The sequence below is a fragment of the Quadrisphaera sp. GCM10027208 genome (assembly GCF_042658805.1).
In the GTDB taxonomy this organism is placed as follows: domain Bacteria; phylum Actinomycetota; class Actinomycetes; order Actinomycetales; family SCSIO-59966; genus SCSIO-59966.
This window is the reverse complement of sequence record NZ_JBHSRC010000006.1, coordinates 86,536-110,666: the sequence shown is the minus strand read 5'-3', so window position 1 is coordinate 110,666 and position 24,131 is coordinate 86,536. Positions and strand designations below refer to the sequence as shown.

The 24,131-nt window shown below is 74.2% G+C and carries 21 protein-coding genes and 1 pseudogene; 7 read left to right on the top strand and 15 right to left on the bottom strand.

Translation table 11 applies throughout. The features are described 5' to 3' along the window. Window positions 1-81: 81 nt before the first annotated feature. The 6 genes from era to ACFP6A_RS11135 form a co-directional block, all read right to left on the bottom strand. Window positions 82-981 (bottom strand): GTPase Era, encoded by a 900-nt coding sequence (gene era, locus ACFP6A_RS11160; RefSeq protein ID WP_379603597.1) that lies wholly within the window; start codon window positions 979-981, stop codon window positions 82-84. Then, window positions 978-1,871 (bottom strand): EamA family transporter, encoded by an 894-nt coding sequence (locus ACFP6A_RS11155; RefSeq protein WP_379603596.1) that lies wholly within the window; start codon window positions 1,869-1,871, stop codon window positions 978-980. The genes era and ACFP6A_RS11155 overlap by 4 nt, the downstream gene beginning before the upstream one ends. After that, complete coding sequence (locus tag ACFP6A_RS11150; protein WP_379603595.1) at window positions 1,868-3,166, bottom strand: hemolysin family protein; 1,299 nt, start codon at window positions 3,164-3,166, stop codon at window positions 1,868-1,870. The genes ACFP6A_RS11155 and ACFP6A_RS11150 overlap by 4 nt, the downstream gene beginning before the upstream one ends. Then, window positions 3,163-3,618 carry an rRNA maturation RNase YbeY gene (gene ybeY / locus ACFP6A_RS11145; RefSeq protein WP_379603594.1) on the bottom strand — a complete coding sequence of 152 codons (456 nt, stop codon included), beginning with the start codon at window positions 3,616-3,618 and terminating at the stop codon, window positions 3,163-3,165. The genes ACFP6A_RS11150 and ybeY overlap by 4 nt, the downstream gene beginning before the upstream one ends. Further along, window positions 3,615-4,634: a PhoH family protein gene (locus tag ACFP6A_RS11140; RefSeq protein ID WP_379603593.1), complete on the bottom strand. Its 1,020-nt coding sequence runs from the start codon at window positions 4,632-4,634 to the stop codon at window positions 3,615-3,617. Before ACFP6A_RS11140 ends, ybeY begins: the two co-directional genes overlap by 4 nt. 63 nt (window positions 4,635-4,697) lie before the next feature. Next, window positions 4,698-5,060, bottom strand: a complete 363-nt coding sequence (locus ACFP6A_RS11135) for an HIT domain-containing protein (RefSeq protein ID WP_379603592.1) — start codon at window positions 5,058-5,060, stop codon at window positions 4,698-4,700. A gap of 134 nt (window positions 5,061-5,194) precedes the next feature. On the opposite strand from ACFP6A_RS11135, the gene ACFP6A_RS11130 reads away from it, so the two are divergent. Both ACFP6A_RS11130 and ACFP6A_RS11125 read left to right on the top strand, forming a co-directional pair. Further along, window positions 5,195-5,743 carry a SigE family RNA polymerase sigma factor gene (locus tag ACFP6A_RS11130; protein ID WP_379603591.1) on the top strand — a complete coding sequence of 183 codons (549 nt, stop codon included), beginning with the start codon at window positions 5,195-5,197 and terminating at the stop codon, window positions 5,741-5,743. Beyond that, window positions 5,740-6,846, top strand: a complete 1,107-nt coding sequence (locus tag ACFP6A_RS11125) for a Gmad2 immunoglobulin-like domain-containing protein (RefSeq protein WP_379603590.1) — start codon at window positions 5,740-5,742, stop codon at window positions 6,844-6,846. Before ACFP6A_RS11130 ends, ACFP6A_RS11125 begins: the two co-directional genes overlap by 4 nt. 247 nt (window positions 6,847-7,093) lie before the next feature. Here ACFP6A_RS11125 and dnaJ read toward each other — a convergent pair whose 3' ends face one another. Together dnaJ and hrcA are read right to left on the bottom strand one after the other, a co-directional pair. Further along, on the bottom strand, window positions 7,094-8,206 hold the full coding sequence (dnaJ, locus tag ACFP6A_RS11120) for a molecular chaperone DnaJ (protein ID WP_379603589.1): 1,113 nt from the start codon (window positions 8,204-8,206) through the stop codon (window positions 7,094-7,096). Between the two features lie 45 nt (window positions 8,207-8,251). Beyond that, window positions 8,252-9,283: a heat-inducible transcriptional repressor HrcA gene (gene hrcA, locus ACFP6A_RS11115; protein WP_379603588.1), complete on the bottom strand. Its 1,032-nt coding sequence runs from the start codon at window positions 9,281-9,283 to the stop codon at window positions 8,252-8,254. Between the two features lie 194 nt (window positions 9,284-9,477). On the opposite strand from hrcA, the gene ACFP6A_RS11110 reads away from it, so the two are divergent. From ACFP6A_RS11110 to ACFP6A_RS11100, 3 genes are all read left to right on the top strand, one after another. Then, window positions 9,478-10,338 (top strand): DUF3097 domain-containing protein, encoded by an 861-nt coding sequence (locus tag ACFP6A_RS11110; RefSeq protein ID WP_379603587.1) that lies wholly within the window; start codon window positions 9,478-9,480, stop codon window positions 10,336-10,338. Between the two features lie 66 nt (window positions 10,339-10,404). Further along, the gene (locus ACFP6A_RS11105; protein ID WP_379603586.1) at window positions 10,405-10,743 is read left to right on the top strand and encodes a DUF4870 domain-containing protein; all 339 of its coding nucleotides are present in this window, start codon (window positions 10,405-10,407) and stop codon (window positions 10,741-10,743) included. A 60-nt stretch (window positions 10,744-10,803) separates the two neighbouring features. Next, entirely contained in the window at window positions 10,804-11,280 is a 477-nt protein-coding gene (locus ACFP6A_RS11100) for a DUF4870 domain-containing protein (protein ID WP_379603585.1), read from the top strand. A 24-nt stretch (window positions 11,281-11,304) separates the two neighbouring features. On the opposite strand, the gene hemW is transcribed toward ACFP6A_RS11100, so the two are convergent. Beyond that, window positions 11,305-12,549, bottom strand: a complete 1,245-nt coding sequence (gene hemW, locus ACFP6A_RS11095; RefSeq protein ID WP_379603584.1) for a radical SAM family heme chaperone HemW — start codon at window positions 12,547-12,549, stop codon at window positions 11,305-11,307. A gap of 30 nt (window positions 12,550-12,579) precedes the next feature. Between hemW and ACFP6A_RS11090 the strand changes: the two genes are divergently transcribed. Beyond that, window positions 12,580-13,092, top strand: a complete 513-nt coding sequence (locus tag ACFP6A_RS11090; protein WP_379603583.1) for a GNAT family N-acetyltransferase — start codon at window positions 12,580-12,582, stop codon at window positions 13,090-13,092. Between the two features lie 12 nt (window positions 13,093-13,104). On the opposite strand, the gene lepA is transcribed toward ACFP6A_RS11090, so the two are convergent. Beyond that, on the bottom strand, window positions 13,105-15,009 hold the full coding sequence (gene lepA / locus ACFP6A_RS11085; protein ID WP_379603693.1) for a translation elongation factor 4: 1,905 nt from the start codon (window positions 15,007-15,009) through the stop codon (window positions 13,105-13,107). 312 nt (window positions 15,010-15,321) lie between these two features. Between lepA and rpsT the strand changes: the two genes are divergently transcribed. Beyond that, window positions 15,322-15,582 carry a 30S ribosomal protein S20 gene (gene rpsT / locus ACFP6A_RS11080; RefSeq protein ID WP_379603582.1) on the top strand — a complete coding sequence of 87 codons (261 nt, stop codon included), beginning with the start codon at window positions 15,322-15,324 and terminating at the stop codon, window positions 15,580-15,582. Window positions 15,583-15,765: 183 nt separating this feature from the next. On the opposite strand, the gene holA is transcribed toward rpsT, so the two are convergent. The 5 genes and pseudogenes from holA to leuS form a co-directional block, all read right to left on the bottom strand. Next, on the bottom strand, window positions 15,766-16,776 hold the full coding sequence (gene holA / locus ACFP6A_RS11075; protein ID WP_379603692.1) for a DNA polymerase III subunit delta: 1,011 nt from the start codon (window positions 16,774-16,776) through the stop codon (window positions 15,766-15,768). Between the two features lie 668 nt (window positions 16,777-17,444). Continuing rightward, window positions 17,445-18,545 (bottom strand): annotated as a pseudogene (locus ACFP6A_RS11070) (ComEC/Rec2 family competence protein); the annotation flags it as partial. Window positions 18,546-19,255: 710 nt separating this feature from the next. Next, window positions 19,256-20,272 (bottom strand): helix-hairpin-helix domain-containing protein, encoded by a 1,017-nt coding sequence (locus ACFP6A_RS11065; protein ID WP_379603581.1) that lies wholly within the window; start codon window positions 20,270-20,272, stop codon window positions 19,256-19,258. 72 nt (window positions 20,273-20,344) lie between these two features. Then, window positions 20,345-21,211: a DegV family protein gene (locus tag ACFP6A_RS11060; RefSeq protein ID WP_379603580.1), complete on the bottom strand. Its 867-nt coding sequence runs from the start codon at window positions 21,209-21,211 to the stop codon at window positions 20,345-20,347. An 18-nt stretch (window positions 21,212-21,229) separates the two neighbouring features. Continuing rightward, window positions 21,230-24,088 (bottom strand): leucine--tRNA ligase, encoded by a 2,859-nt coding sequence (leuS, locus tag ACFP6A_RS11055; RefSeq protein WP_379603579.1) that lies wholly within the window; start codon window positions 24,086-24,088, stop codon window positions 21,230-21,232. Window positions 24,089-24,131: the final 43 nt, after the last annotated feature.

The window sequence follows — 24,131 nt, the reverse complement described above, 5'->3', positions numbered from 1 at the left end:
TCCGCACGCCGGAAGCGTACTCCCGGACCGACCGGGCGTGTCCAGCCCCTGGTCCGACGTCCCGCGTACCGAGACGGGCGGCTAGAACCCGAGCCGGCCCAGCTGCTTGGGGTCGCGCTGCCAGTCCTTGGCGACCTTGACCCTCAGGTCGAGGTGGACGCGGGTCCCCAGCAGTGCCTCGATCTGACGGCGGGACCGGGTGCCGACCTCCCGCAGCCGGGCGCCGCCACGGCCGATGACGATGCCCTTCTGGCTGTCCCGCTCGACGTAGAGCCAGGCGTGCACGTCGAGCAGGTCCTCCTCCCGGCCCTCCCGCGGCGTCATCTCCTCGACGACGACGGCCAGGGAGTGGGGCAGCTCGTCGCGCGCCCCCTCGAGCGCGGCCTCCCGGATGAGCTCGGCGACCATGACGACCTCGGGCTCGTCGGTGAGCTCGCCGGCCGGGTACAGCGGGGGACCCTCGGGCAGGTGCGAGACGAGGACGTCGGCCAGGACGTCGACCTGGTAGCCGTCGACGGCCGACACCGGGACGACGTCCGCCCAGTCACCCAGTCCGCTCACCGCGACCAGGTGCTCGGCGAGCCGGGCCCGGTCGACCGTGTCGCTCTTCGTCACGACGGCCACGACCGGGGTGCCCCGGATCCCCGCGAGCTGGTCGGCGATGAACCGGTCACCCGGGCCGACGCGCTGGTCGGCGGGCAGGCAGAAGCCGATGACGTCGACCTCGGCCAGGGTGTCGACGACGAGCTCGTTGAGCCGGCGGCCGAGCAGGGTCCGCGGCCGGTGCAGCCCGGGGGTGTCGACGAGCACCAGCTGGGCGTCGGGCCGGTGGACGATGCCGCGGACCGTGTGCCGCGTCGTCTGCGGTCGGCTGGAGGTGATCGCCACCTTCGTCCCCACCAGGGCGTTGGTCAGCGTGGACTTGCCCGCGTTCGGTCGGCCGACCAGGCAGGCGAACCCGGAACGGTGGGGGTCGGTCACGCCGTGGATCCTCTCACCCGGGCCGGCCGGCTGGTTGCAGTCAGCGCGGTGAGGGCCAGGCCGACGAGCACGAGCAGGGCGCCGGCCCAGCCGACCGGGGTCGGGCGCTCCCCCAGCACGGCGACGGCCAGTCCGGTCGCGACGACGGGCTCGGTGAGTCCCAGCGTGGACACCACCGGTGCCGCCAGCCGGCGCAGCCCGCGAGCGAGCAGGAGGTAGCTGGCGACCGTCGGGGCGAGCCCGAGCCACAGCGCGGCCCCGACCCCCTCGACGGACCCGAGCCAGGACAGGTCGGTGCTCAGCAGCGCCGGGCTGAGCAGGGCGGCGGTGACGACGAACGTGCCGGCGGTGACGGCCAGCGGTCCGGGCGCGGGCCGGTGGGAGGGCCCGCCGACGACGGCGCGACCGGTCGCGACCGTGTAGGCGGCGTAGCTGAGCCCGGCGAGCAGGGCCAGGACGACGCCGTCCGGCTGCAGCCGGACGCTCGACCCCCCGGCCACCAGGAGGACGAGACCGGCGACGCCGACGGCGGTGGCCGCGGCCCAGGCCCGGGTCGTGCGCCGGTGCAGGAACCCGGCGAACACCGGCGCCGAGCCGATGGCGAGCAGGGTGCCGGCGGCGACCCCCGTGAGCAGCACCGCGGACAGGAACGTCAGCTGGAAGGCGGCCTGCGCGGCGCCGGCCACCCACACCGCCCGGTGGGTGAGCGCGGCGGTCCAGCGCTCGCCGGCCCAGGCGGCGAGCGGGACGAGGACGACGGCGGCGACGAGCACCCGGACCGCGCCGACCGAGGCGCCGGAGGCCTCCGGGACGAGCGTGCGCACGGTGCCGACCGTGCCGAACAGGGCCGTGCCGGCGACGACCTGGGCGACCGCCGTCGCCTGGCTCACCGCGGCGGACCCGGCTCGCCGTCGGCGGCGTCGACCCGCCGGGCCAGCACGGTGGCGATCCGGTTGCGCCGGCCGCCGCGCCGCTCCGCGACGAGCTCCAGCCCGCCGGTGACCGCGCGCGCCCCCGGGATCGGGACCTTTCCGAGCGCCTTGGCGAGCAGCCCGCCGACCGAGTCGACCTCGTCCTCGTCGATCTCGACGTCGAAGAGCTCGGCCAGCTCGTCGATCGGGAGGCGGGCGCTGACCCGGTAGGTGCCGTCCTCCAGCGGCTCGACACCCGGGGTCTCCCGGTCGTACTCGTCGACGATCTCGCCGACGATCTCCTCCAGCACGTCCTCGATGGTGACGAGCCCGGCCGTGCCGCCGTACTCGTCGACGACGATCGCCACGTGGGTCGAGTCCCGCTGCATCTCCCGCAGCAGGTCGTCGACGGGCTTGCTGTCCGGGACGAACACCGGTTCGCGCATGAGCTCCTCGACCGCGAGCCGGTCGGCGGCGTCCGGGTCCTCGTGCACCGCCCGCGTGACGTCCTTGAGGTACAGGACGCCGAGCAGGTCGTCCAGGGACTCACCGATGACCGGGACCCGGGAGAAGCCGGACCGCAGGAAGAGGTTCATCGCCTTGCGCAGCGGCGTGCCGGCGTCGATGGCCACCATGTCCGTCCGCGGCACCATGACCTCCCGGGTGAGGGTGTCGCCGAGCTCGAACACCGAGTGGATCATCTCCCGCTCCCCGGCCTCGATGACCTGGGACTCGCTGGCCAGGTCGACGAGCTCGCGCAGCTCGTTCTCGGTGGAGAACGGTCCCTCGCGCAGACCGCGCCCGGGGGTGAGAAGGTTGCCGAGGGCGACGAGCACCCGCGCCAGCGGAGCGAGCACGCGCAGCACCCGGCCGAGCAGCGGCACCACGGCGAGCGCGATGCCCGCGGGGTGCTGACGACCCAGGGTGCGGGGCGCGACACCGACGAGGACGTAGGTGACCGCCGCCATCACCGCGGTCGTCACGACGAGCAGCGCCGGCCACTCGCGCAGCGGCGCCGCCAGCCCGAGCGCGGCGGCCACCACCGCCCCGGTCTCCGCGGTGACCCGCACGAGCGTGGACACGTTGATGAACGGCGGGTAGTTCGCGAGCACCCGCTGGACGGCGGGCGCGCCGCGACGGCCCTCGGCCACGAGCCGGGCCGCCTCCGGCCGGGTCAGCCGGTTGAGCGCGGCCTCGGTGGCGGCGAGCACCCCGGCGAGCACGACGAGCAGGACGGCGAGCACGGCCATCCAGCCGGCCGGGGCGCTGCTCACCGGCGGCCGGACAGGAACGTCAGCAGCAGCCGGCGCTGCAGCGCGAACATCTCCTTCTCCTCCTCGGGCTCGGCGTGGTCGAACCCGAGCAGGTGAAGGATCCCGTGGGCGGTGAGCAGCAGGAGCTCCTCGGCGGTGGAGTGACCGGCCTCGGCGGCCTGGCGGGCGGCCACGTCCGGGCACAGGACGACGTCCCCGAGCAACCCGGCCGGTGCCGGCTCCGCCTCGGTCCCGGGGCGCAGCTCGTCCATCGGGAAGGACAGCACGTCGGTGGGGCCCGGCTCGTCCATCCACTGCTCGTGCAGCCGGCTCATGGTGTCGGTGTCGACGAGGAGCACCGACAGGTCGGCCTGCGGGTGCACGTGCATCTCGTCGAGCACGTACCGGGCGAGGGCGCCCACCTCTGCCTCGTCGACGTCCCGGCCGGACTCGTTGAGGACCTCGACGCTCACGTCGCCGAGCCCCTGGCGGGCCGGCCGCGCCCGCCACCGACGCGGGCGGCGTCCCAGCGACCGTAGGCGTCGACGATGTCGCTGACCAGCTTGTGCCGCACGACGTCCTGGCTGGTCAGAGAGGCGAAGTGGACGTCCTCGACGTCGTCCAGGATCTCCTGGACGACGCGCAGGCCGGACGTCGTCCCGGCGGGTAGGTCGACCTGGGTCACGTCGCCGGTGACGACCATCTTGGAGCCGAAGCCGAGGCGGGTGAGGAACATCTTCATCTGCTCGGCGGAGGTGTTCTGCGCCTCGTCGAGGATGATGAACGCGTCGTTGAGAGTACGTCCGCGCATGTACGCCAGCGGGGCCACCTCGATGGTGCCCGCGGCCATCAGCCGGGGGATGGCCTCCGGGTCCATCATGTCGTGCAGGGCGTCGTAGAGCGGCCGCAGGTACGGGTCGATCTTCTCGGTCAGCGTCCCCGGCAGGAAGCCGAGCCGCTCCCCCGCCTCGACCGCGGGCCGGGTGAGGATGATCCGGTTGACGTACTTGGCCTGCAGCGCCTGCACGGCCTTGGCCATGGCCAGATAGGTCTTGCCGGTGCCGGCCGGGCCGATGCCGAAGACGACGGTGTGGTCGTCGATCGCGTCGACGTACCGCTTCTGGTTGAGCGTCTTGGGCCGGATGGTCCGGCCTCGTGCGGACAGGATGTTGAGGGTCAGCACGTCGGCGGGCCGCTCGGTGAGCTGCTGACGCAGCATCGCGACCGAGCGCTCCACGGCGTCCGGGCTCAGCGCGTGGCCCGCCTCCAGCACGGCGAGCAACTCGTCAACGAGCCGCTCGACGAGGGCCATCTCACCGGGGTCCCCGGTGAGCGTCACCTCGTTGCCGCGGGCCAGCACGTCGACGCGGGGAAAGGCGCGCTCGATCACCGTGAGCAGCTCGTCGCGGGCTCCGAGCAGAGCCACCATCGGCACCTCGGGAGGCACGACGATCCGGTGCTGGGACTGGTGCTGGGGCTGCTCGGCCATGGTCGGGCGCGGGGCCCTGCTCCTCGGGGTCGGGGCGACGTGTCCCGCCCATGCTACGCGCGGTCAGCCGGGGGGCCACTGCATGGAGCGCCCGCCCAGGACGTGACCGTGCACGTGGAAGACGCTCTGCCCGGCCGCGCGGCCGGTGTTGAACAGCAGCCGGAACTGCCCGTCGCACTCGTCCGCGGCCACCTCGGCACCCACCCTGACGACGTCGGCGAGCAGGTCCTTGTCGGCGGCGGCGAGCGCGGCGACGTCCGGGTAGTGCGCGACCGGCACCACGAGGACGTGCACCGGGGCCTTGGGGTCGATGTCCCGGAAGGCGACGACCCGCTCGTCCCGGCGCACGACGTCGGCAGGCAGGTCCCCGGCCACGATCCGGCAGAACAGGCACTCCGGGTTCGTGTCTGGGCTCGACAGGTTCACGCCCGCCAGGTTATCGGGACGGCGAGCCTGCAGGACGGCGAGCCTGCGGGACGTCGTGTCAACCGGACGGCAGGCTGGGGCGTGTACGTCGTGTGAGCGTGCTGGTGGGAACGGAACCGGAGGCGAGGTGGACCGTGGACGAGGCCGCCCGCGTGACCGAGCCGGTCTCCGGTGACCCGCGGGACTGGGACGCCGACGCCGCGGTCGCGAACCTGTACGCGGTGCACTGGCGGCCGATGGTCCGTCTGGCCGCTCTGCTGATGGGCGAGACGGCGTCCGCCGAGGAGGTCGTCGCCGACGCCTTCGTCGGCCTGCACCGCCGGTGGCCCCGGCTGCGGGACCCGCAGGCGGCCGCGGCCTACCTGCGGGCCAGCGTGGTCAACGGCAGCAGGTCGGTGCGCCGGCACCGGGACGTCGAGGTCCGCCGCCGCCAGCCGGGGTCGCCGGAGCCGGCGGGGCCGGAGGAGCGCGCACTGCGCTCCGAGGAGGACGCCCGGGTGCTCGCGGCGCTGCGCCGGCTGCCACGCCGGCAGCAGGAGGTGCTCGTGCTGCGCTACTACGCCGACGCGTCGGAGGCCGAGATCGCCGACACGCTGGGGGTCAGCCGCGGGGCCGTGAAGAGTCACGCTCACCGTGGCGTCGCCGCCCTGCGGGCGGCCCTGACCGAGGAGGGGCTGCGGTGAACGACGAGACCGTCCCCCTGCACGACCCCGACCACGAGCCGGACGACGAGACGGTGCGGCTGCTGCGCCGCGCCCTGACCAGGGAGGCCGAGATGGTGGAACCGCGCGACGGCATGGAGGACATCCGGCGACGCACGGCAGGGCAGGACCAGGGGCAGGGCGGTGGACGCCGGTGGGTGCCCTGGGCGGCGGCCGTCGCGGCCGCTGCGGTGGTCGGCCTCGTCGTCGGCGGCATCGTCGGGACGGACGACGACGAGCCGCTCCCGGCAGCGACCGGGACCACCGACCCGACGCCCACGTCACAGCCGACGACGACACCCCCCACGACGACCTCGCCCACGAGCCCGGGGTCCACGACCGACGCCGCGACCGGCGTCGTGGACAACGCCCCCGTCTACTGGGTGGGGCCGTCGAAGACGTCGTTCTGGCTGTACCGGGAGTTCCGGGACGTGCCCGACCTCGGCGACCCGGTGACCTCCGCGGTGGCGGCGATGACCCGCGAGGAGCCGCTCGACCCGGACTACATGAACCCCTGGCAGCCCGCTGAGCGGGTCGAGGTGACCCGGGACGGCGACGCGATCACCGTGGACCTGTCCGCGGACGCGTTCTCCGGCACCGACGTCGGCAGCGAGCTCGCCGCACTCGCCCTGCAGCAGCTCGTCTACACCGCGACGGCGGCGGCCCAGTCCGACGGGCCGGTGACCGTCCTCGTCGACGGCGAGCCCGCCGAGGTGTGGGGCGTCCTCGAGGTCGGCGAGCCGATCGACCGGGCCCCGCAGGTCGACGTTCAGGCCTCGACCTGGATCATCGAGCCCGAGCAGGGCCAGACGGTGAGCAACCCGGTCCACGTGGTCGGGTACGGGACGGCGTTCGAGGCCACCTTCAGCTGGGAGGTCCGGGACGCGGGCACCGACGAGGTGGTCCAGGAGGGCTTCGTCACCGGTGAGGGGTCGATGGGTACCTACGGGGACTTCGAGTTCACTCTCGACGACCTTGCGCCCGGGGGCTACGTGCTCGAGGTCTACCAGGGCGACATGAGCGACGGGGAGTCCCCCGAGGGCCCGCGGATGTACCCCGACACCAAGGAGTTCACCGTCGACTGACCCGTCCGCCCCCACCCCTCGACCCCACCGTGATCATGCAATCCCGCCACCCCTCAACCCCACCGTGATCATGCAATCCCGCCACCCTCCTCTCACAGAATGCTGCGCCCGGAGGATCTTTGCGTGTCGCGCCTGCAAGCCAGTGTTCTGCGAGTGAGCGGGCGAGGGCTGGGGTGGCGGGATTGCATGATCACGACGAGGGGTTGAGGTCCGACTGACCGCGGAGCGGGCGCAGGGGGTAGCGGGGTCAGCGACCGGCGAAGCGGTCGCGCAGGCGGGAGAAGACGTTCTGCTGCGCGGACTCGACCCGCCCCTGGGGACGTTCCTCGCCCCGCAGCCGCGCCAGCTCCCGCAGCAGCCGCTCCTGCTCCTCGTCCAGCTTCGTGGGGGTCTGCACCTCGATGTGCACGTGCAGGTCCCCACGCCCGCCGACGCGCAGCCGAGTCACGCCGTGCTCTCGCAGGGTGACGACCTCCCCGGAGCTCGTCCCGGGCCGGACGTCGACCGGCACGGTCCCGTCCAGGGTCTCCAGCTCGATGGTCGTGCCCAGTGCGGCGGCGGTCATCGGCACGGTGACCGTGCAGTGCAGGTCGTCACCGCGCCGGGTCAGCGTCTCGTGCGGCCGGACGGCGATCTCGACGTAGAGGTCACCGGGGGGCCCGCCGGCCGGGCCGACCTCGCCCCGACCGGTGAGCTGGATGCGGGTGCCGGAGTCCACCCCCGGCGGGACCTTGATGGTGAGGCTGCGACGCGAACGCACCCGCCCCTCCCCGGAGCACTCCAGGCAGGGCTCGGGGATGACGGTGCCGTACCCCTGGCAGCTCGGGCACGGGGTCGTCGTCATCACCTGCCCGAGGAAGGACCGGGCCACTCGCTGCACCTGGCCGCGGCCGCCGCAGACGTCGCAGGTGCGCGGGGACGTACCGGGCCGGCAGCAGCTGCCCTGACAGGTCGGGCACAGCACCGCGGTGTCGACCTGGAGCTCCCGCTCGGAGCCGAAGACCGCCTCGGCCAGGTCGACCTCGAGCCGGACGAGGGCGTCCTGGCCCCGGCGCTGCCGGGTCGCCGGCCCGCGCTGGCCGGCTGAGCCGCCGAAGAAGGTCTCGAAGATGTCGCTGAAGCCGAAGCCGGGCCCGAACCCGCCTCCGGTCCCGTTGGGGTCGGCCCCCATGTCGTAGGCGCGGCGCTTGTCCGGGTTGGACAGCACCTCGTAGGCGGCCGACACCTCCTTGAACCGCTCCGCGGAGTCGGGTCCACCGACGTCCGGGTGGAGCTTGCGCGCCAGCCGGCGGTAGGCCTTCTTGATCTCCTCGGGCGTGGCGTCACGGCTGACGCCGAGCACGTCGTAGTGGTCGCTCACCGGTAAGTGGTCGCTTCCTGTCGGATCGGTTCGGGACGGTCGGGTTCAGCCGACCAGGATGCGGGAGACGTAGCGGGCCACCGCGCGGACCGCCGCCATCGTCGTCGGGTAGTCCATCCGGGTGGGCCCGAGGACGCCGAGACGGGCCACGTGCGATCCGGCGTCCCCGGCCCCGACGCCGTACCCGCTCGACACCACGGACGTCGTGACGAGCCCCTCGTGGAGGTTCTCGTGCCCGATTCGCACGGACACCCCGCTGGCCGGGTCGTCGGCCATCTCCGAGAGCAGCCGGAGCAGCACGACCTGTTCCTCGATGGCCTCCAGCACGGGCCCGATCGCGGCGAAGTCGATGCCGGCGCGGGCCAGGTTCGCCGCGCCGGCCATCACCATGCGGTCCTCGCGCTGCTGGCGCAGTGCCCCCTGCAGGGCGGCGACGACCCGGCGGGCCGGTTCGCGGACCTCCGGTCGCACGGACTCGGCGAGGGGCTCCAGCCGAGTGACGGCGTCCTGCAAGGGGTGACCGGCCGCCGCCTCGTTGAGCCGGGCACGCAGCTGGCCCACCAGCTCCTCGGAAAGGTCGGCGTCGACCTCGACCGTGCGCTGCTCGACCCGGCCCGTGTCGGTGATGAGGACGACGAGCACGCGTCCGGCTCCGACCGGGACGAGCTCGACGTGCCGGACCCGCGAGCGCGTCAGTGACGGGTACTGGACGACGGCGACCTGGTGGGTCAGCTGAGCGAGCAGCCGGACGGTGCGCTCCAGCACGTCGTCGAGGTCCACGGCGTCCTGCAGCAGCGTGGTGATGGCCCGGCGCTCGGCCGGGGACAACGGCTTGACCTCCGAGAGCCGGTCGACGAAGAGCCGGTAGCCCTTGTCCGTCGGCACCCGGCCGGCGCTGGTGTGCGGCTGGGCGATGAGCCCCTCCTCCTCCAGCACCGCCATGTCGTTGCGGATGGTGGCCGGGGACACCCCGAGGTTGTGGCGGTCCACGAGGGCCTTGGAGCCGACCGGCTCGTGGGTGGCGACGTAGTCCTCGACGATCGCGCGCAGCACGGCCAGCCGGCGTTCGTCGCTCATCGGCACACCTCCTCGCAGTGCGGCCCGTGCGCAGGCGTACTGGCACTCCCGCTTGGTGAGTGCCAAGTCTACGTCCCGGGACGCCGAGCCGCCGAACGCGCCGGCCGCTGGGCGAGCCGGCCGCGCGGCGAGTGACGCTCCGCAGCCGTGTCACGCACGCCGGTCCTCGCGCGCCGGCGCTAACGTCGCCCGCCATGACCGACCGCTACGGCCCCGACGTCCTGGCCACGGACTGGCGCCGCCCCCCGCGCGGACGGAGCACGGACGCCGATGCCGAGCCCGGCCTCGTCGTCGAGGACGTCGAGACCGGCTGGTGCGGCGCCGTCGTCCGGGTCGAGAAGGCCGGCGGGGTGCACGTCGTCCACCTCGAGGACCGCCGCGGGCGCACCCGCGCCTTCCCGCTCGGACCCGGCTTTCTGCTCGATGGTGCTCCCGTCCGCCTCGTGGCCCCTCGCGGGCCCGCGGCTGACCGGACCCCGGCACGGACGGCGAGCGGCTCGGTGGCCGTGCCCGCAGCCCGTGCCCGGGTAGCCCGAGGGTCCCGGCTGTGGGTCGAGGGCCAGCACGACGCCGAGCTCGTCGAACGGGTCTGGGGTGACGACCTGCGGGTCGAGGGCGTCGTCGTGGAACCGCTGCACGGCGTCGACGACCTCCCCGGCGCCGTCGAGGAGTTCGCGCCCGGGCCGGGGCGTCGCCTCGGGATCCTGCTCGACCACCTGGTGGCCGGCAGCAAGGAGGCGAGGATCGCCGAGCAGGCGCTGCGCGGCGGCCGCTACGCCGACCACGTCCTCGTCGTCGGGCACCCGTACGTCGACGTGTGGCAGGCGGTACGACCACAGCGGATCGGCGTCGACGCCTGGCCGATCGTGCCCCGCGGGCGGCCCTGGAAGGAGGGGGTGCTGGAGGCCCTGGGATGGCCGGCGGACGGACCAGCCGACGTCGCCGCCGGCTGGCGGCGGATCCTGGGTTCAGTGCGGTCCTACGCCGACCTCGAACCGGACCTGCTCGGGCGAGTCGAGGAGCTCATCGACTTCGTCACCGCCGACCCCGGCTGAGCGGCCGGACGCGCGGACCAGCGCGGCCCGGGCGCGGCGTACGGCTGAAGGGCCTACGGTGAGAGCGTGATCTCGCAGTGGGAGCGCAACTGGGCAGTTGCCGCCCACCTGACGAGTTTCGTCGCCGCCTACGTCGCCCTGGGCTTCCTCGGGCCGCTCGTCGTCCTGCTCGTCCAGGGCGACAAGTCCCCCTACGTCCGGTCGCACGCCGTGGAGGCGCTGAACTTCAACCTGACCTGGCTCATCTACATCCTGGTGTCTGCGGTCCTCGTCGTCGTCCTGGTGGGGCTCGCGCTGCTCGCCGTCGTCGGGGTCGCGTACGTCGTCCTGGTCATCGTGGCGTCCGTCGCAGCCTCCGACGGACGCACCTACCGGTATCCGCTGACAATCCGCTTCATCAGCTGACCACCACTAGGGTGACCACGAGGCAGCGGACGCCGCCTCGGTACCCGACAGGGGGGTCAGATGTCCCAGCACCCGACCGATCCCGACCAGCCCGACCAGCCGCAGCAACCACCGCCCTACGGCCAGCAGCCCCCGCCGTACGGTCAGCAGCCCGGCGGCTACCAGGCCTACCCGGGCGCCGGCGCCCCGCCGGCCGGCGGCTACACCAATGAGCTGAGCCCCGCCGACCAGCGGATGTGGTCGATGCTCGCCCACCTCGGCGCGATCCTGTTCAGCTTTCTCGCGCCGCTCGTCGTCTACCTCGTCATGAAGGACCGCGGCCCGTTCGTGCGTGAGCAGTCCCGCGAGGCGCTCAACTTCAACATCACCCTGGCCATCGGCTACGTCATCGGCGCCGTACTCACCACGGTGTTCATCGGCGGCCTGGTGATGTTCGCGCTCGGCGTGCTGAACATCGTGTTCCCGATCCTCGCCGCGATCGCGGTGAACAAGGGCGAGAACTACCGCTACCCGTTCGCCTGGCGCATCGTCACCTGAGCGGTCACTCGACTGCTCACCTCGTCACCAGCCGAGCAGGTCGCGGACGACGGCGTCCGCCAGCAGCCGCCCGCGCCGGGTCAGCACCACCCGGCCGCGGGCGACTGCCTGCCGGTCCAGCAGGCCCCGGGCGGCGAGGTCCTCGAACCGCTCCCTGCCCGCTGCCGGAACGGCGTCGGCCTCCAGGCCGTCGGCCAGCCGGACGGCGAGCATCACCCGCTCGACGTCGCGGGCCTCGTCGTCCAGCACCTCCCGGCCCTGCGCCGGGCTGAGCCCCTCGGCCAGCCGCGCCGCCCAGGCCGCGGGGTGCCGAGCGTTCCACCACCGGACGCCGCCGACGTGGCTGTGGGCTCCGGGCCCGGCACCCCACCAGTCGTCCCCGTGCCAGTAGGACAGGTTGTGCCGGCACACGCGGTCGGCGTCGCGAGCCCAGTTGCTCACCTCGTACCACCGGTAGCCGGCAGCCTCGAGGGCCGCGTCGGCGACCTCGTACTTCGCCGCCAGGTCGTCGTCGTCCGGTGCCGCCAGCTCACCGCGGCGCACCTGGACCGCCATCCGAGTACCTGGCTCGACCACCAGGGCGTAGGCGGAGACGTGGTCGGGCTCGCAGGCCAGTGCGGCGTCCACGCTGCGCCGCCAGTCCTGCACGGACTCCCCCGGCGTCCCGTAGATGAGGTCGAGGCTCACCTGCAGGCCCGCCTCCCGCGCCCAGCGGACGACGTCGGGCACCCGCTCCGGACGGTGAGTGCGGTCCAGGGTCGCCAGCACGTGCGGGACGGCGGACTGCATCCCCAGGGAGACTCGGGTGAAACCGGCCGCAGCGAGTGCGTCGAGGTACCTCGCGTCCACCGAGTCTGGGTTCGCCTCGGTGGTGACCTCCGCCCCCGGCGCGAGCCCGAGGTGGCGTCGCACGCCGTCGAGGACGCCGGCGAGATCGGCGGCCGGCAGCAGAGTGGGCGTCCCACCACCGAGGAACACGGTGGAGACCTCGCGGTGCGGGACGCCGGACGCCTCGAGAACCTGTGCGGCCATGGCGAGCTCGTCGACGAGCGCCCGCGCGTAGCCGGCGCGGCCGGCGCCGGGCAGGGAGGACGGCCCGAGCTCCTCGGCGGTGTAGGTGTTGAAGTCGCAGTAGCCGCAGCGCACCCGGCAGAACGGCACGTGCGCGTACAGGCCCAGCGCCCTGCGCTCGGCGCCGGCCGCAGCAGACGCCGGCAGCAGCCCGTCGTCGGGGGCGGGGTCGCCGTCCGGCGGCGTCGAGGGACTCACCGCCCCAGTGTCGTTGCTACCGTCCGCGCGGTGAGCGCCGACCCCGAGGTGCGGCTGGACGTCGTCACCGCCGAGGACGAGGAACTCCGCCTCGCCGTGCTCGCGCTGCGCCCCAGACCCGAGCAGGAGGTGTTCTCCGCCACCGCGGCCCGGACCCTCCCGGAGGCCCTCGCCGACCCGGCGCGCACGCCCTTCGTCGTCCGGCGGGACGGCGCCCCGGTCGGGTTCGGCGTGCTGGACCGGGAGGGCTACCTCGACGAGCTCGTCGACGCCCCGGAGCGGGCGGTGCTGCTGCGCGGGTTCTACCTGGCCGCCGAGCACCAGGGCCGTGGCCTGGGGACCCGGGCCGCCGCCCTCGTACCGGGGCTGGCCGGTGCGCTCCACCCGGACGCCGACCTCGTCGTCCTCACCGTGAACACCGCCAACCCGGCCGCGGTGACCGCCTACCTGCGCGCGGGCTTCCGGGACACCGGCGTCACCTACCTCGGCGGGGACGCCGGGCCGCAGCACGTCCTCGTCGCACCGGTCCCGCGCGGCGGCTGACTGACCTGCGGGCTACCGCCGGGCCCTGTCCCGAGGCTTGTCCCTGGGCCTGTCCTTGGCCTTGTCCTTGGCCTTGTCGCTGTCGGCGTCGGAGGACAGCGCAGCGATGAACGCCTCCTGCGGGACCTCGACCCGCCCGACCATCTTCATCCGCTTCTTGCCCTCCTTCTGCTTCTCGAGCAGCTTGCGCTTACGGGTGATGTCTCCCCCGTAGCACTTGGCGAGGACGTCCTTGCGGATGGCCCGGATGGTCTCGCGGGCGATGACCCGTGAGCCGATGGCGGCCTGGATGGGCACCTCGAACTGCTGGCGCGGGATGAGCTCGCGCAGCTTGCCCACCATCATGACGCCGTAGGCATAGGCCTTGTCCCGGTGCACGATGGCGCTGAACGCGTCGACCTGCTCACCCTGCAGCAGGATGTCGACCTTGACCAGGTCGGCGGTCTGCTCGCCGTCCGGCTCGTAGTCCAGGGACGCGTAGCCGCGGGTGCGCGACTTCAGCTGGTCGAAGAAGTCGAAGACGATCTCGGCGAGCGGCAGGGTGTACCGCATCTCGACCCGGTCCTCGGACAGGTAGTCCATCCCTCGCAGGGACCCGCGCCGCTGCTGGCACAACTCCATCACCGCGCCGATGTACTCGCTGGGGGCGAGAATCGTCGCGCGCACCACCGGCTCGCGCACCTCGGCGACCTTGCCGGCCGGGAACTCGCTGGGGTTCGTCACCTCGACCTCGGAGCCGTCCTCCATCGTCACGTGGTAGACGACGTTGGGAGCCGTGGAGATCAGGTCGAGGTCGAACTCGCGCTCGAGCCGCTCCCGGACGATCTCCAGGTGCAGCAGGCCGAGGAAGCCGCAGCGGAACCCGAACCCGAGCGCCGCGGAGGTCTCCGGCTCGTAGACGAGAGCGGCGTCGTTGAGCTTGAGCTTGTCCAGGGCGTCGCGCAGCAGCGGGTAGTCCGAGCCGTCGATCGGGTACAGGCCCGAGAACACCATCGGCCGGGGTTCGCGGTACCCGGCCAACGGCGTGGACGCCGGCCTGGCGGCGTCGGTCACCGTGTCGCCGACCTTGGACTGGCGGACGTCCTTGACCCCGGTGATGAGGTAGCCGACCTCGCCGACCCCGAGTCCCTGGGACGGCGTGGGCTCCGGAGAGATCACGCCGATCTCGAGCAGCTCGTGGTGAGCCCGGGTCGACATCATCGCGATCCGCTGGCGCGCAGACAGGTGGCCGTCGATGACCCGTACGTAGGTGACGACACCGCGGTAGCTGTCGTAGACCGAGTCGAAGATCATCGCCCGGGCCGGCGCGTCGGCGTCCCCCACCGGGGCGGGGACCCGGCGCACGATGTGGTCGAGCAGCGCCTCGACCCCCTCGCCGGTCTTGCCGGACACCTTCAGGACGTCGCCCGGGTCGCAGCCGATCAGGCCCGCGAGCTCGTCGGCGTACTTCTCCGGCTGCGCGGCCGGCAGGTCGATCTTGTTGAGCACCGGGATGATCTCGAGGTCGTTCTCCATCGCCAGGTACAGGTTGGCCAGCGTCTGCGCCTCGATCCCCTGGGCGGCGTCCACGAGCAGGACGGCGCCCTCGCACGCCGCCAGGGAGCGGCTCACCTCGTAGGTGAAGTCGACGTGGCCAGGGGTGTCGATCATGTTGAGCGCGTGCGCGGTGCCGTCGAGCTCCCACGGCATCCGCACCGCCTGGCTCTTGATCGTGATACCGCGCTCGCGCTCGATGTCCATCCGGTCGAGGTACTGCTCGCGCATGAGGCGGGCCTCGACGACGCCGGTGATCTGCAGCATCCGGTCCGCGAGGGTCGACTTGCCGTGGTCGATGTGGGCAATGATGCAGAAGTTGCGGATCTGCTCCGGCGCGGTGGCGGCGGGCTCGATCGTGCGCCTCGTGGCGGGGCTGGCCATCGGGGACACGCGGGGCACCTTCCAGGACGACGTCGGGGCAGAGGCCATCGTCCCACGCCAACCCCCTGCCCAGGGTTCGCGCCCGCCGTGGCTGCGATTCCGGCGGTTTCGAGGCTCATTCACCGCCACTGGGTGCGCGAACCTGACGGGGAGGCAGGTGGCTGGTAGCCTAAGACGTCGCGTGCGCGCCCAGGTCGTGCGCGCACGTCGTACGGACCGCCACCGGTGACCCCACCACCGTCAGTCAGGTCCGCGCGGCTCACACCGAGCACCGCCCTCACCGACCTGTCCGAACGCAGAGAAAGTCCACTCGTGGCGAACATCAAGTCCCAGATCAAGCGCAACCGCACGAACGAGCGTCGCCGGCTGCGTAACAAGGCCGTGAAGTCGGAGCTGAAGACCCTCGTGCGCGCCTTCCGTGAGGCCGCCGACGCCGGTGACCAGGACAAGGCCGCCGAGGCCCTGCGGGTCGCTAGCCGCAAGCTCGACAAGGCTGCCAGCAAGGGCGTCATCCACAAGAACCAGGCCGCGAACCGCAAGTCGGCGCTGGCCAAGGCGGCCAGCCGGATCTGACCCGCTCGGGAGACGTCCACACGGCGTCCCGCGACGTCCCCGGCACGCCCGTCCAACGGCCTGCCGGCGTGACGGCGTCGCCCCACCCGGGGCGGCGCCGTCCGTCGTCTACCAGGACCCGGTCATCTACAGGACCCGGTCGTCTTACCAGCAGCCGGCTGCCGGCCACCCGGCGACGGTGCCTCAGCCGCGGGCGGCGGCGACCGCGATGACGGCCTTCTCCGCCGCGTAGACCGGGTCCCGGCCACCGCCCTTGACGGCGACGTCGGCGTCGGCGAGCGCGTGCAGGGCGGCGGCGAGGCCCTGCGGGGTCCAGCCGCGCAGGTCCCGGCGCGCCCGCTCCACCTGCCAGGGCGCCATGCCCAGCTGCTTCGCGAGGTCGGCCGGCCGACCCGGTCCGGCCGAGCCCACCTTCACCAGCGTTCGCACCTTGGCCGCCAGGGCGGCGAGCACCGGGATCGGGTCCGTGCCGGCGTCAAGTGCCTGGCGCAGGAGCAGCAGCGCGTGCTCACGCTGGCCGGCGACCACCACGTCGGCGACCTTGAAGCCGGTGACCTCCGCGCGCCCGCCGTGGTACCGGTCGACGTCGGCGACCTCGATGGCCCGGGTGGGCGGGACGTCGGCGAGGAGCTGTGCGCAGCTGGCCGCCAGCTCGCGCAGGTCGCTGCCGACGGCGTCCACGAGAGCCCGCACCGCTTGGGAGTCGAACCGGCGGCCGGCGAGCCGCAGCTCGGTGGTGGCGAAGTCCACCCGGTCGGGGGCCTTGAGCGGGGCGCAGTCGACGACCAGGGCCTGCGGGGTGGCCCGCACCGCCTCGAGGAGCTTGCGTCCCCGCTGCCCGCCGGCGTGGCGCAGCAGCAGCACGACGTCGTCCTGCAGGTGGTCGAGGTAGGCGACGGCGTCCTCGAGGAAGGCATCGGAGGCCTGCTCGACGCCCACCACGCGGACCAGGCGTGGCTCGCCGAAGAGGGAGGGGCTCGTCCAGGTGGCGAGCTGGTCCTTCTCGTAGAGGGCGGCGTCGACGTCGACCACCTCGAGGTCGGGCTGGTCGCGGCGCGAGAGCTCGCGGACCTGGTCCAGCGCCCGGTCGGCGAGGAACTCCTCGGTCCCGGTGACGAGGACGACCGGCGCGGGAGCGACCTCGCGCCAGCCGACCGTCGTGGCCGCGCCACCGGTCGTCCGTCGTCCTGCCACGGCGCCAGCCTGCCACGGCCGGCGGACGGCACGGCACCAGCCCGGCCGACTGTCCACAGCCGTCCCTCGGTGCTACCGACCGCGACGTCCCCGGACTCGTCGGTGCGCAGGACCAGCGCCCCCGTGGACCGGTACAGGTCCAGTGCCCGCTGCGTGGGGTGCCCGTAGTCGTTGCCGGCCCCGGCGCTGACCAGCGCGACCCGCGGCGAGAGCGCCCGGGCGAGGTCGTCGTCCTGGGCCGCGGACCCGTGGTGGGGCACGGTGACGACGTCCGGCCGCGTCCCGGCGGGCAGCGCCCGGTGCAGGCCCTGCTGGGCCGCGGGCTCGACGTCACCGGTCGCCAGCACGGTCCGGTCCTGGACGTCGAGCAGGACGACGAGGGACGCGTCGTTGACCCGCGACCCGTCCGACGACCCCTCCCCGGAAGACCCCTCCCCGGAAGACCCCTCCCCGTACGCCCCCTCCCCGTACGCCCCCTCCCCGGACGGCCCGTCACCGGGCGGCCCGGCGGGCCACAGCACCCGCCACCGCACCTCCCCCGCGGTGCCGGCCATCCCGGCGCCGCCGGGCACCGCCGGCACCCCGTGGGCGCCGAGAACCCGCTGCACCTGGCGGACGCCGTCGGCCGGCTCGGCCAGCGGACTGGTGAGGACCTGGCCGACGGACCGCCCGTCCAGCGCGCCGGCCAGGCCGGCCACGTGGTCGGCGTGGAAGTGGCTCAGGACGACGAGGTCGAGCGAGTCCACGCCCAGGTCCTCGAGGCAGCGGTCGACCGCCGCGGGGTCGGGGCCTGCGTCGACGAGCACGGCCGACGACGGGCCGCTGCGGGTCACCAGGGCGCTGCCCTGGCCGACGTCGCAGGCCACGGTCAGCCATCCCGGCGGCGGCCAGGCGGGGCCCCGCAGCCCGCGCAGGGCCCCGGGCAGGACGACGAGCGGGACGGCGACGAGGACGCCGACGAGGACGCCGGCGAGCGCACCTGCCAGGCCACCGACGAGCAGCGGCCGGGGCAGCCGCAGCACGGCGGCGGCCAGCAGCAGCCCGGCGACGGTGACGACGGCCAGCAGGACCGCCCCTGGAACCCCCGCGGGCCACGGCAGCGTGGCTCCCGGCAGACCGGCGGCAGCACGGGCGACACCGCCGATCCACCCGGTGGCGACACCGGCGACGCGCGCGACCAGCTCGGCGGCCTGCGGGGACAGCGGGGCGAGCACCGTCGCCAGGACGCCGAGCACCGTGGCCGGGGCGACCGCCGGGGCGACGAGCAGGTTGGCCGGGACCGACAGCAGCGGCACGTGCGGGGTGAGCAGGACGACGACCGGTCCGCACACGGCCTGCGCCGACGCCGGGACGGCGACGGCGTGGGCCGCGACGGAGGGCAGGACCCGGCCGAGGGCTGCGGCCATCGGCCGGGCGAGCAGCAGCAGCGCACCGGTGGCCAGCACCGACAGCGCGAAGCCGAAGGAGCGGGACAGCCACGGGTCGATGACGCACAGGGCGACGACGGCGCCGGACAGCAGCGGCACGCCCCGCCCACGCCGGGCGGCGGCCAGCCCGGCGAGCCCGACGGCACCCATGACCGCGGCCCGCAGGACGCTGGGCTCTGGGCCGGCCAGGGCGACGAAGCCGGCGAGCGCGCCGCCGGCGAGGGCCAGTCGCAGCCGGCGTCCGGCTCCGGCCGCCGCGGCAGCGAGCAGGACCGCACCGCTGACGATGGTCGTGTTCGCCCCGGACACGGCGGTCAGGTGCGACAGCCCGGTGGCCCGCATGTCCTCCTCGAGGTCGGGCGGCAGGGTGCTCGTGTCCCCGACGACGAGACCGGGCAGCAGTCCTCCGGCGTCCGGAGGCAGCGGCGCCGCCGCGCGGCGCAACCCCTCGCGCAGTGACTCCGCCGCGCGGGCCCAGGTCGGCGCGGCGCTCACCACCTGGGGTCCGGTGGCGGCCAGGAGCAGGGCCACGACGTCGTCGCCAGGGTCGGCGGGGGCGAGCCGACCGGTTGCGCGCACCGTCTCGTGCGGCCTCGGCGACGCCCACGCGGCCGGGCCGATGACGAGCACGGGACTGCGACCGGCGGACCGCTGCCCGCGCCCGTCGACCGCGGTCACCAGCAGCCGGACCACGTACCGGGGCGGGTCGTCCGGCCGGGCAGGGTCGGCCCGGACCGGGCGGGGCGCCTCCAGGACGAGCCCGTCGACCGAGACCGCCGCCCGCTGCTCCACCAGCGCGGGCAGCGGCCCGGCGGTCCGGACGGCGCCGTGGACCAGGACGGAGGAGAGGACGACGACGACCGCGGCGCCGGCGACCAGCCACCCGCCGGCGCCGCGGGCACTCCACCAGCGGGCGATGACCGCGACGGCGAGAACAGCCCCGCAGGCGGCGAGCAGCACCGGACCGGGGCGGGCGCCGACCGCCCAGCCTGCGGCCGCCCACGCGGAAGCCGCGGCTGGCAGCAGGCGCAGGTCCGGCCCGGAGGCACCGGTCACACCCGCACGAGCGGTCGGAGCCGCTCGAGGAGCGTCGGCCCGATACCGGGCACCTCGAGGAGCTCCTCCACCCGGCTGAACCGGCCGTGCTCGGCCCGCCAGTCCAGGATGCGTCCGCTGAGCACTGGCCCGACGCCGGGCAGGGTGTCGAGCTGCTCGGCGGTGGCCGTGTTGAGGTCGACCGGCTGCTCGGCTCCACCGATGGCGCCGGACCCGCCGGGAGTACCGCCGTCCCCCGGCCCGCCGGCCGCGGCACCGGGTGCCGGCGGGGGCAGCTCCTCCCCCGGCCGGGGCACGACCACCTGCTCCCCGTCGACGACCAGACGGGCCAGGTTCACCCGGGTGACGTCGGCATCCTCAGTGAGTCCGCCGGCGGCCTCCACCGCGTCGGCCACCCGGGCCCCGGCGGGCAGGCGGACCACACCGGGTGCGCCGACCTGACCGACGACGTGGACGACGAGCAGGGCCGCGTCCTGCCCACCGGGTCCTCCGGCCGCGGCCCCCCAGGGCGACGCCGTCCCCGCCGGGGCCGGAGCGGACGGCGGCACCGTGAACGGGTCCGTCGGCGAGGGCGCGGACGCCGCAGCATCACCCGGTACCGCAGCATCACCGGGCGCAGCAGCCGGTGCCTCATCGCCCCGAGCGGGGACGGTCTGCACCTCGGGGGCGTCCCGCGGCGCCACGACCAGCGCCACGGCGACCACGACGACGACGGCGACGGCCGCGGCCACGACGGCCACCACCCCGGCGGAGCGCGGCAGCGCCCACCGGGACTCCTGCCAGGCCTGCGGCAGCCGCTCGCGGAGCCGGCCCCGCAGTCCAGCGGCCGGGCGCAGCCCGGCGACCGGGTCGTCGCGTCCGGGAGCGGAGGCGACATGCGGCGAGGCGACGTCGTCCCCCCACCCAGCGCTGCGCCTGCCGCGGCGCGGCGGCCCGGCCGGCGGCAGCACACGCACTGCCTCCCGGGAGCCGGCGGCCAGGCGGGCAAGGGGTTCGCGGTCGGCTGGGTGCACGCCACCGAGGGTGCGACGAGGCGGGGACGTCCTGCCCTGCCGGCGAACCCGGCCTGTGGAGACCGCCGCCGATCAGCCGCCTGTGCAGGACAGGTCGGGGGTGGCGGGCACGACCACGGCGCCCACCATGCCCGGACCGACGTGGGCCCCGATGACCGGTCCGATCTCGCTGCACACCAGCTCGGGGCCCGGGCGGAGCCGGGCCCGCAGCCGCTCGACGAGGGCGTCGGCCCGCTGCGCCGAGTCCAGGTGGTGCACCGCCACCCGGGCGCCGTGCCCGGCGGCTGCCACGGTGAGGTCCTCGAGCCGGGCCAGGGCCCGGGTGGCCGTCCGGACCTTCTCCAACGGGACGATGCGTCCGTCCTCGAGGGTGAGCAGCGGCTTGACGGCGAGCGCCGAGCCGATGAGGGCCTGCGCGGCCGTGATCCGCCCGCCCCGGCGCAGGTGCTCGAGGGTGTCGACGTAGAAGTACACCCTGACCCCGGCGGTGAGCCGGCGGACGGCGTCCGCGACCTGGGCGCCGTCCAGGCCGCGCTCGGCGAGCTCAGCGGCGGACACGGCCAGGTAGCCGAGCGCCATCCCCAGCGCCCGGGAGTCGACGACGTGGACCGGCACCGGCGCGTCACGGGCGGCGAGCCCGGCGGCGTCGTAGGTGCCGGACACCGCCGCGGACAGGTGCACCGACACGATCTCGGTGGCCCCCTGGTGGGCGAGCCGCTCGTAGGCGGCCAGCAGCCGCGCCGGCGAGGGCCGCGACGTGGTGACCGGCCGGCGCCGGCGCAGCGCCTCGGCGACGTCGGTGCCGCCGAGGTCTCCCTCGTCGTAGGAGCGGCCGTCGACGACGACCTGCAGCGGCACGCTGGTCAGGCGGTGCCGGTCGAGGATCTCCTGCGGGAGGTAGGCGGTCGAGTCGGTGAGGACCCGCACCGCGTTCGCCATGCCGGGGAGGGTACGACGTCAGGCCGGGACGACGTTGACCAGCCGCGGGGCCCGGACGACGACCGTGCGCACGCCGCGGCCGTCCAGGACCCGCTGGACCGCGTCGCTGGCCAGCGCCCGCTCCCGCAGGTCCTCCTCGCCGGCGTCGGCGGGCACCTCGAGCCGGTCGCGGACCTTGCCCGCGACCTGCACGACGCAGGTCACGGTCTCCTCCACGAGCAGCCGCTCGTCGGCCTGCGGGAACGGCTCGTAGGCCAGCGTCCGGTCGTGCCCGAGCCGGGACCACAGCTCCTCGGCCAGGTGCGGCGCGAGCGGCGCCAGCATGAGCACGAGCGGCTCGACCACCTCCCGCGGGGAGCGCCCGGTCCGGGTGAGGTGGTTGTTCAGCTCGATGAGCTTGGCCACGGCGGTGTTGAACCGCATGCCCTCCATGTCGGCGGTGACCCCGTCGATGGTGCGGGCCAGGAGCCGCCGGGTCTGCTCGTCGGCCGGCTCCTCGTCAACCCGCAGCTCGCCGGTCTGCTCGTCGACGACGTTGCGCCACACCCGCTGCAGGAACCGCAGCGACCCGACGACCGCACGGGTCTCCCACGGCCGGGACACGTCGAGCGGGCCCATCGACATCTCATACACCCGGAAGGTGTCGGCGCCGTACGCCTGGTACATGTCGTCGGGGGTGACGACGTTCTTCAGGCTCTTGCCCATCTTGCCGTGCTCGCGGGTCACCGGCTCCCCGTGGTAGAGGTACCGGCCGTCCTCGGTCTGCTCGACGTCGGACGCCGGCACGACCTGGCCGCGGGCGTCGCGGTAGGCGTAGGCCTGGATGTAGCCCTGGTTGAACAGCCGGTAGAACGGCTCGGCGCTGGAGACGTGGCCGAGGTCGAACAGCACCTTGTGCCAGAACCGGGCGTACAGCAGGTGCAGGACGGCGTGCTCGACGCCGCCCACGTACAGGTCCACCCCTCCGGGGTGGTCGGGGCGCACCTCCGGGCGCGGGCCCATCCAGTACCGCTCGACCTCCGGGTCGACGAACCGCTCGGTGTTGGCCGGGTCCAGGTAGCGCATCTCGTACCAGCACGAGCCGGCCCACTGCGGCATGACGTTGAGCTCGCGCCGGTAGGTGCGCTCGCCGTCGCCGAGGTCGAGGGTGACCTCGGTCCAGCCCTCGGCGCGGCCCAGCGGCGGCGTCGGCTGGCTGTGCTCGTCGTTCGGGTCGAGCGCCTCGGGCCGGTAGTCCTCCAGCTCCGGCAGCGTCACCGGCAGCATCTCCTCCGGCAGCACGTGCGGGACGTCGTGCTCGTCCCAGACGACGGGGAACGGCTCGCCCCAGTACCGCTGGCGGCTGAACAGCCAGTCGCGCAGCTTGTACGTCGTCGTGGGCTGCCCCAGGCCCTTGGCGGACAGCCAGTCGATCATCCGGGCCTTGGCCTCCTGCACGCCCAGGCCGTTGAGGCTGATCTCGTCGTTGGCGGAGTTGACGGCCGGGCCCTCCCCGGTGAACGCCTCGCCCTGCCAGTCCTCGGGCGGCTGCACCGTGCGCACGACGGGCAGGTCGAAGCGGGCGGCGAACTCCCAGTCCCGCTCGTCCTGGCCGGGGACGGCCATGATCGCGCCGGTGCCGTAGCCCATCAGCACGTAGTCGGCGGTGAACACGGGGATGCGCCGGCCGGTGGCCGGGTTCGTCGCGTACAGGCCGGTGAACCGGCCGGTCTTGTCCCGGCCCTCGGTCTGGCGTTCCAGCTCGGTCTTGCGGGCGGCCTCCTGGCGGTAGGCGGCGACGGCGGACGCCGGGTCGGCGTACCCGCCGGTCCAGGACGCCGGGACGTCGTCCGGCCAGGTGGCGGGCAGCTCCTCGTCGAGCAGGGGGTGCTCGGGCGCGACGACCATGAACGTCGCGCCGAACAGGGTGTCGGGCCGGGTGGTGAACACCTCGACCGGCTCGGCGCCGTCCACCGGGAAGCGCACGGTGGCCCCCTGGGAGCGCCCGATCCAGTTGCGCTGCATGAGTTTGATGGCCTCGGGCCAGTCCAGGCGGTCCAGGTCCTCGAGCAGCCGGTCGGCGTACGCGGTGATCCGCATCATCCACTGGCGCATGCTGCGCTTGAACACGGGGTAGTTCCCGATGTCGCTGCGGCCCTCGGCGGTCACCTCCTCGTTGGCCAGCACGGTGCCCAGGCCCGGGCACCAGTTGACCGGCGCGTCGGAGGCGTACACCAGCCGGTGGGCGTCGATGACCCGCCGCCGCTCGACGGCGTCCAGGTCGGCCCAGGCCCGGCCGTCGGGCACGGTGCGCTCGCCGCGCTCGTACTGGGCGACGAGCTCGGCGATCGGGCGGGCCCGGCCGCGGCCGCCGTCGGCGGACTCGTCGTACCAGGCGTTGAAGATCTGGATGAAGATCCACTGGGTCCAGCGATAGAACTCCACGTCGGTCGTGGCGACCGAGCGGCGTGGGTCGTGCGCGAGCCCGAGCCGGCGCAGCTGCCGGCGCATGGTGGCGATGTTGGCCTCGGTGGTGACCCGCGGGTGCTGACCGGTCTGCAGGGCGTACTGCTCGGCCGGCAGGCCGAAGGCGTCGTAGCCCAGGGCGTGCAGGACGTTCTTGCCGCGCATCCGCTGGAAGCGGCCGAGGACGTCGGTGCCGATGTACCCGAGCGGGTGGCCGACGTGCAGGCCCGCGCCGGAGGGGTAGGGGAACATGTCGAGGACGAACATCTTGTCGCGCCCGCGTACCGACTCGTCCGCCCACGGCCCGGCCGGGTTCGGCGTCTGGAAGGTGCCCTCGGCCTCCCACCGGTCCTGCCAGCGGCTCTCGATCTGCTCCGCCAGGCGCGCGTCGTACCGGAACGCCGGGGTGGTCTCGGGCGTCTGCTGGGTCATCGTCGTCCTCGCCTCGTCGCTGGTTCGTCGTCCGGGCTGCCGT

Bases quoted from the DNA above. Each gene is read 5' to 3' on its own strand.
- hrcA (WP_379603588.1), bottom strand. From the start codon at position 9,283: ATGAGCGACGAACGCCGGCTGGCCGTGCTGCGCGCGATCGTCGAGGAC.
- ACFP6A_RS11100 (WP_379603585.1), top strand. From the start codon at position 10,804: ATGTCCCAGCACCCGACCGATCCCGACCAGCCCGACCAGCCGCAGCAA.
- lepA (WP_379603693.1), bottom strand. From the start codon at position 15,009: ATGGCCAGCCCCGCCACGAGGCGCACGATCGAGCCCGCCGCCACCGCG.
- ACFP6A_RS11140 (WP_379603593.1), bottom strand. From the start codon at position 4,634: ATGGCCGAGCAGCCCCAGCACCAGTCCCAGCACCGGATCGTCGTGCCT.
- ACFP6A_RS11060 (WP_379603580.1), bottom strand. From the start codon at position 21,211: ATGGCGAACGCGGTGCGGGTCCTCACCGACTCGACCGCCTACCTCCCG.
- leuS (WP_379603579.1), bottom strand. From the start codon at position 24,088: ATGACCCAGCAGACGCCCGAGACCACCCCGGCGTTCCGGTACGACGCG.
- ACFP6A_RS11110 (WP_379603587.1), top strand. From the start codon at position 9,478: ATGACCGACCGCTACGGCCCCGACGTCCTGGCCACGGACTGGCGCCGC.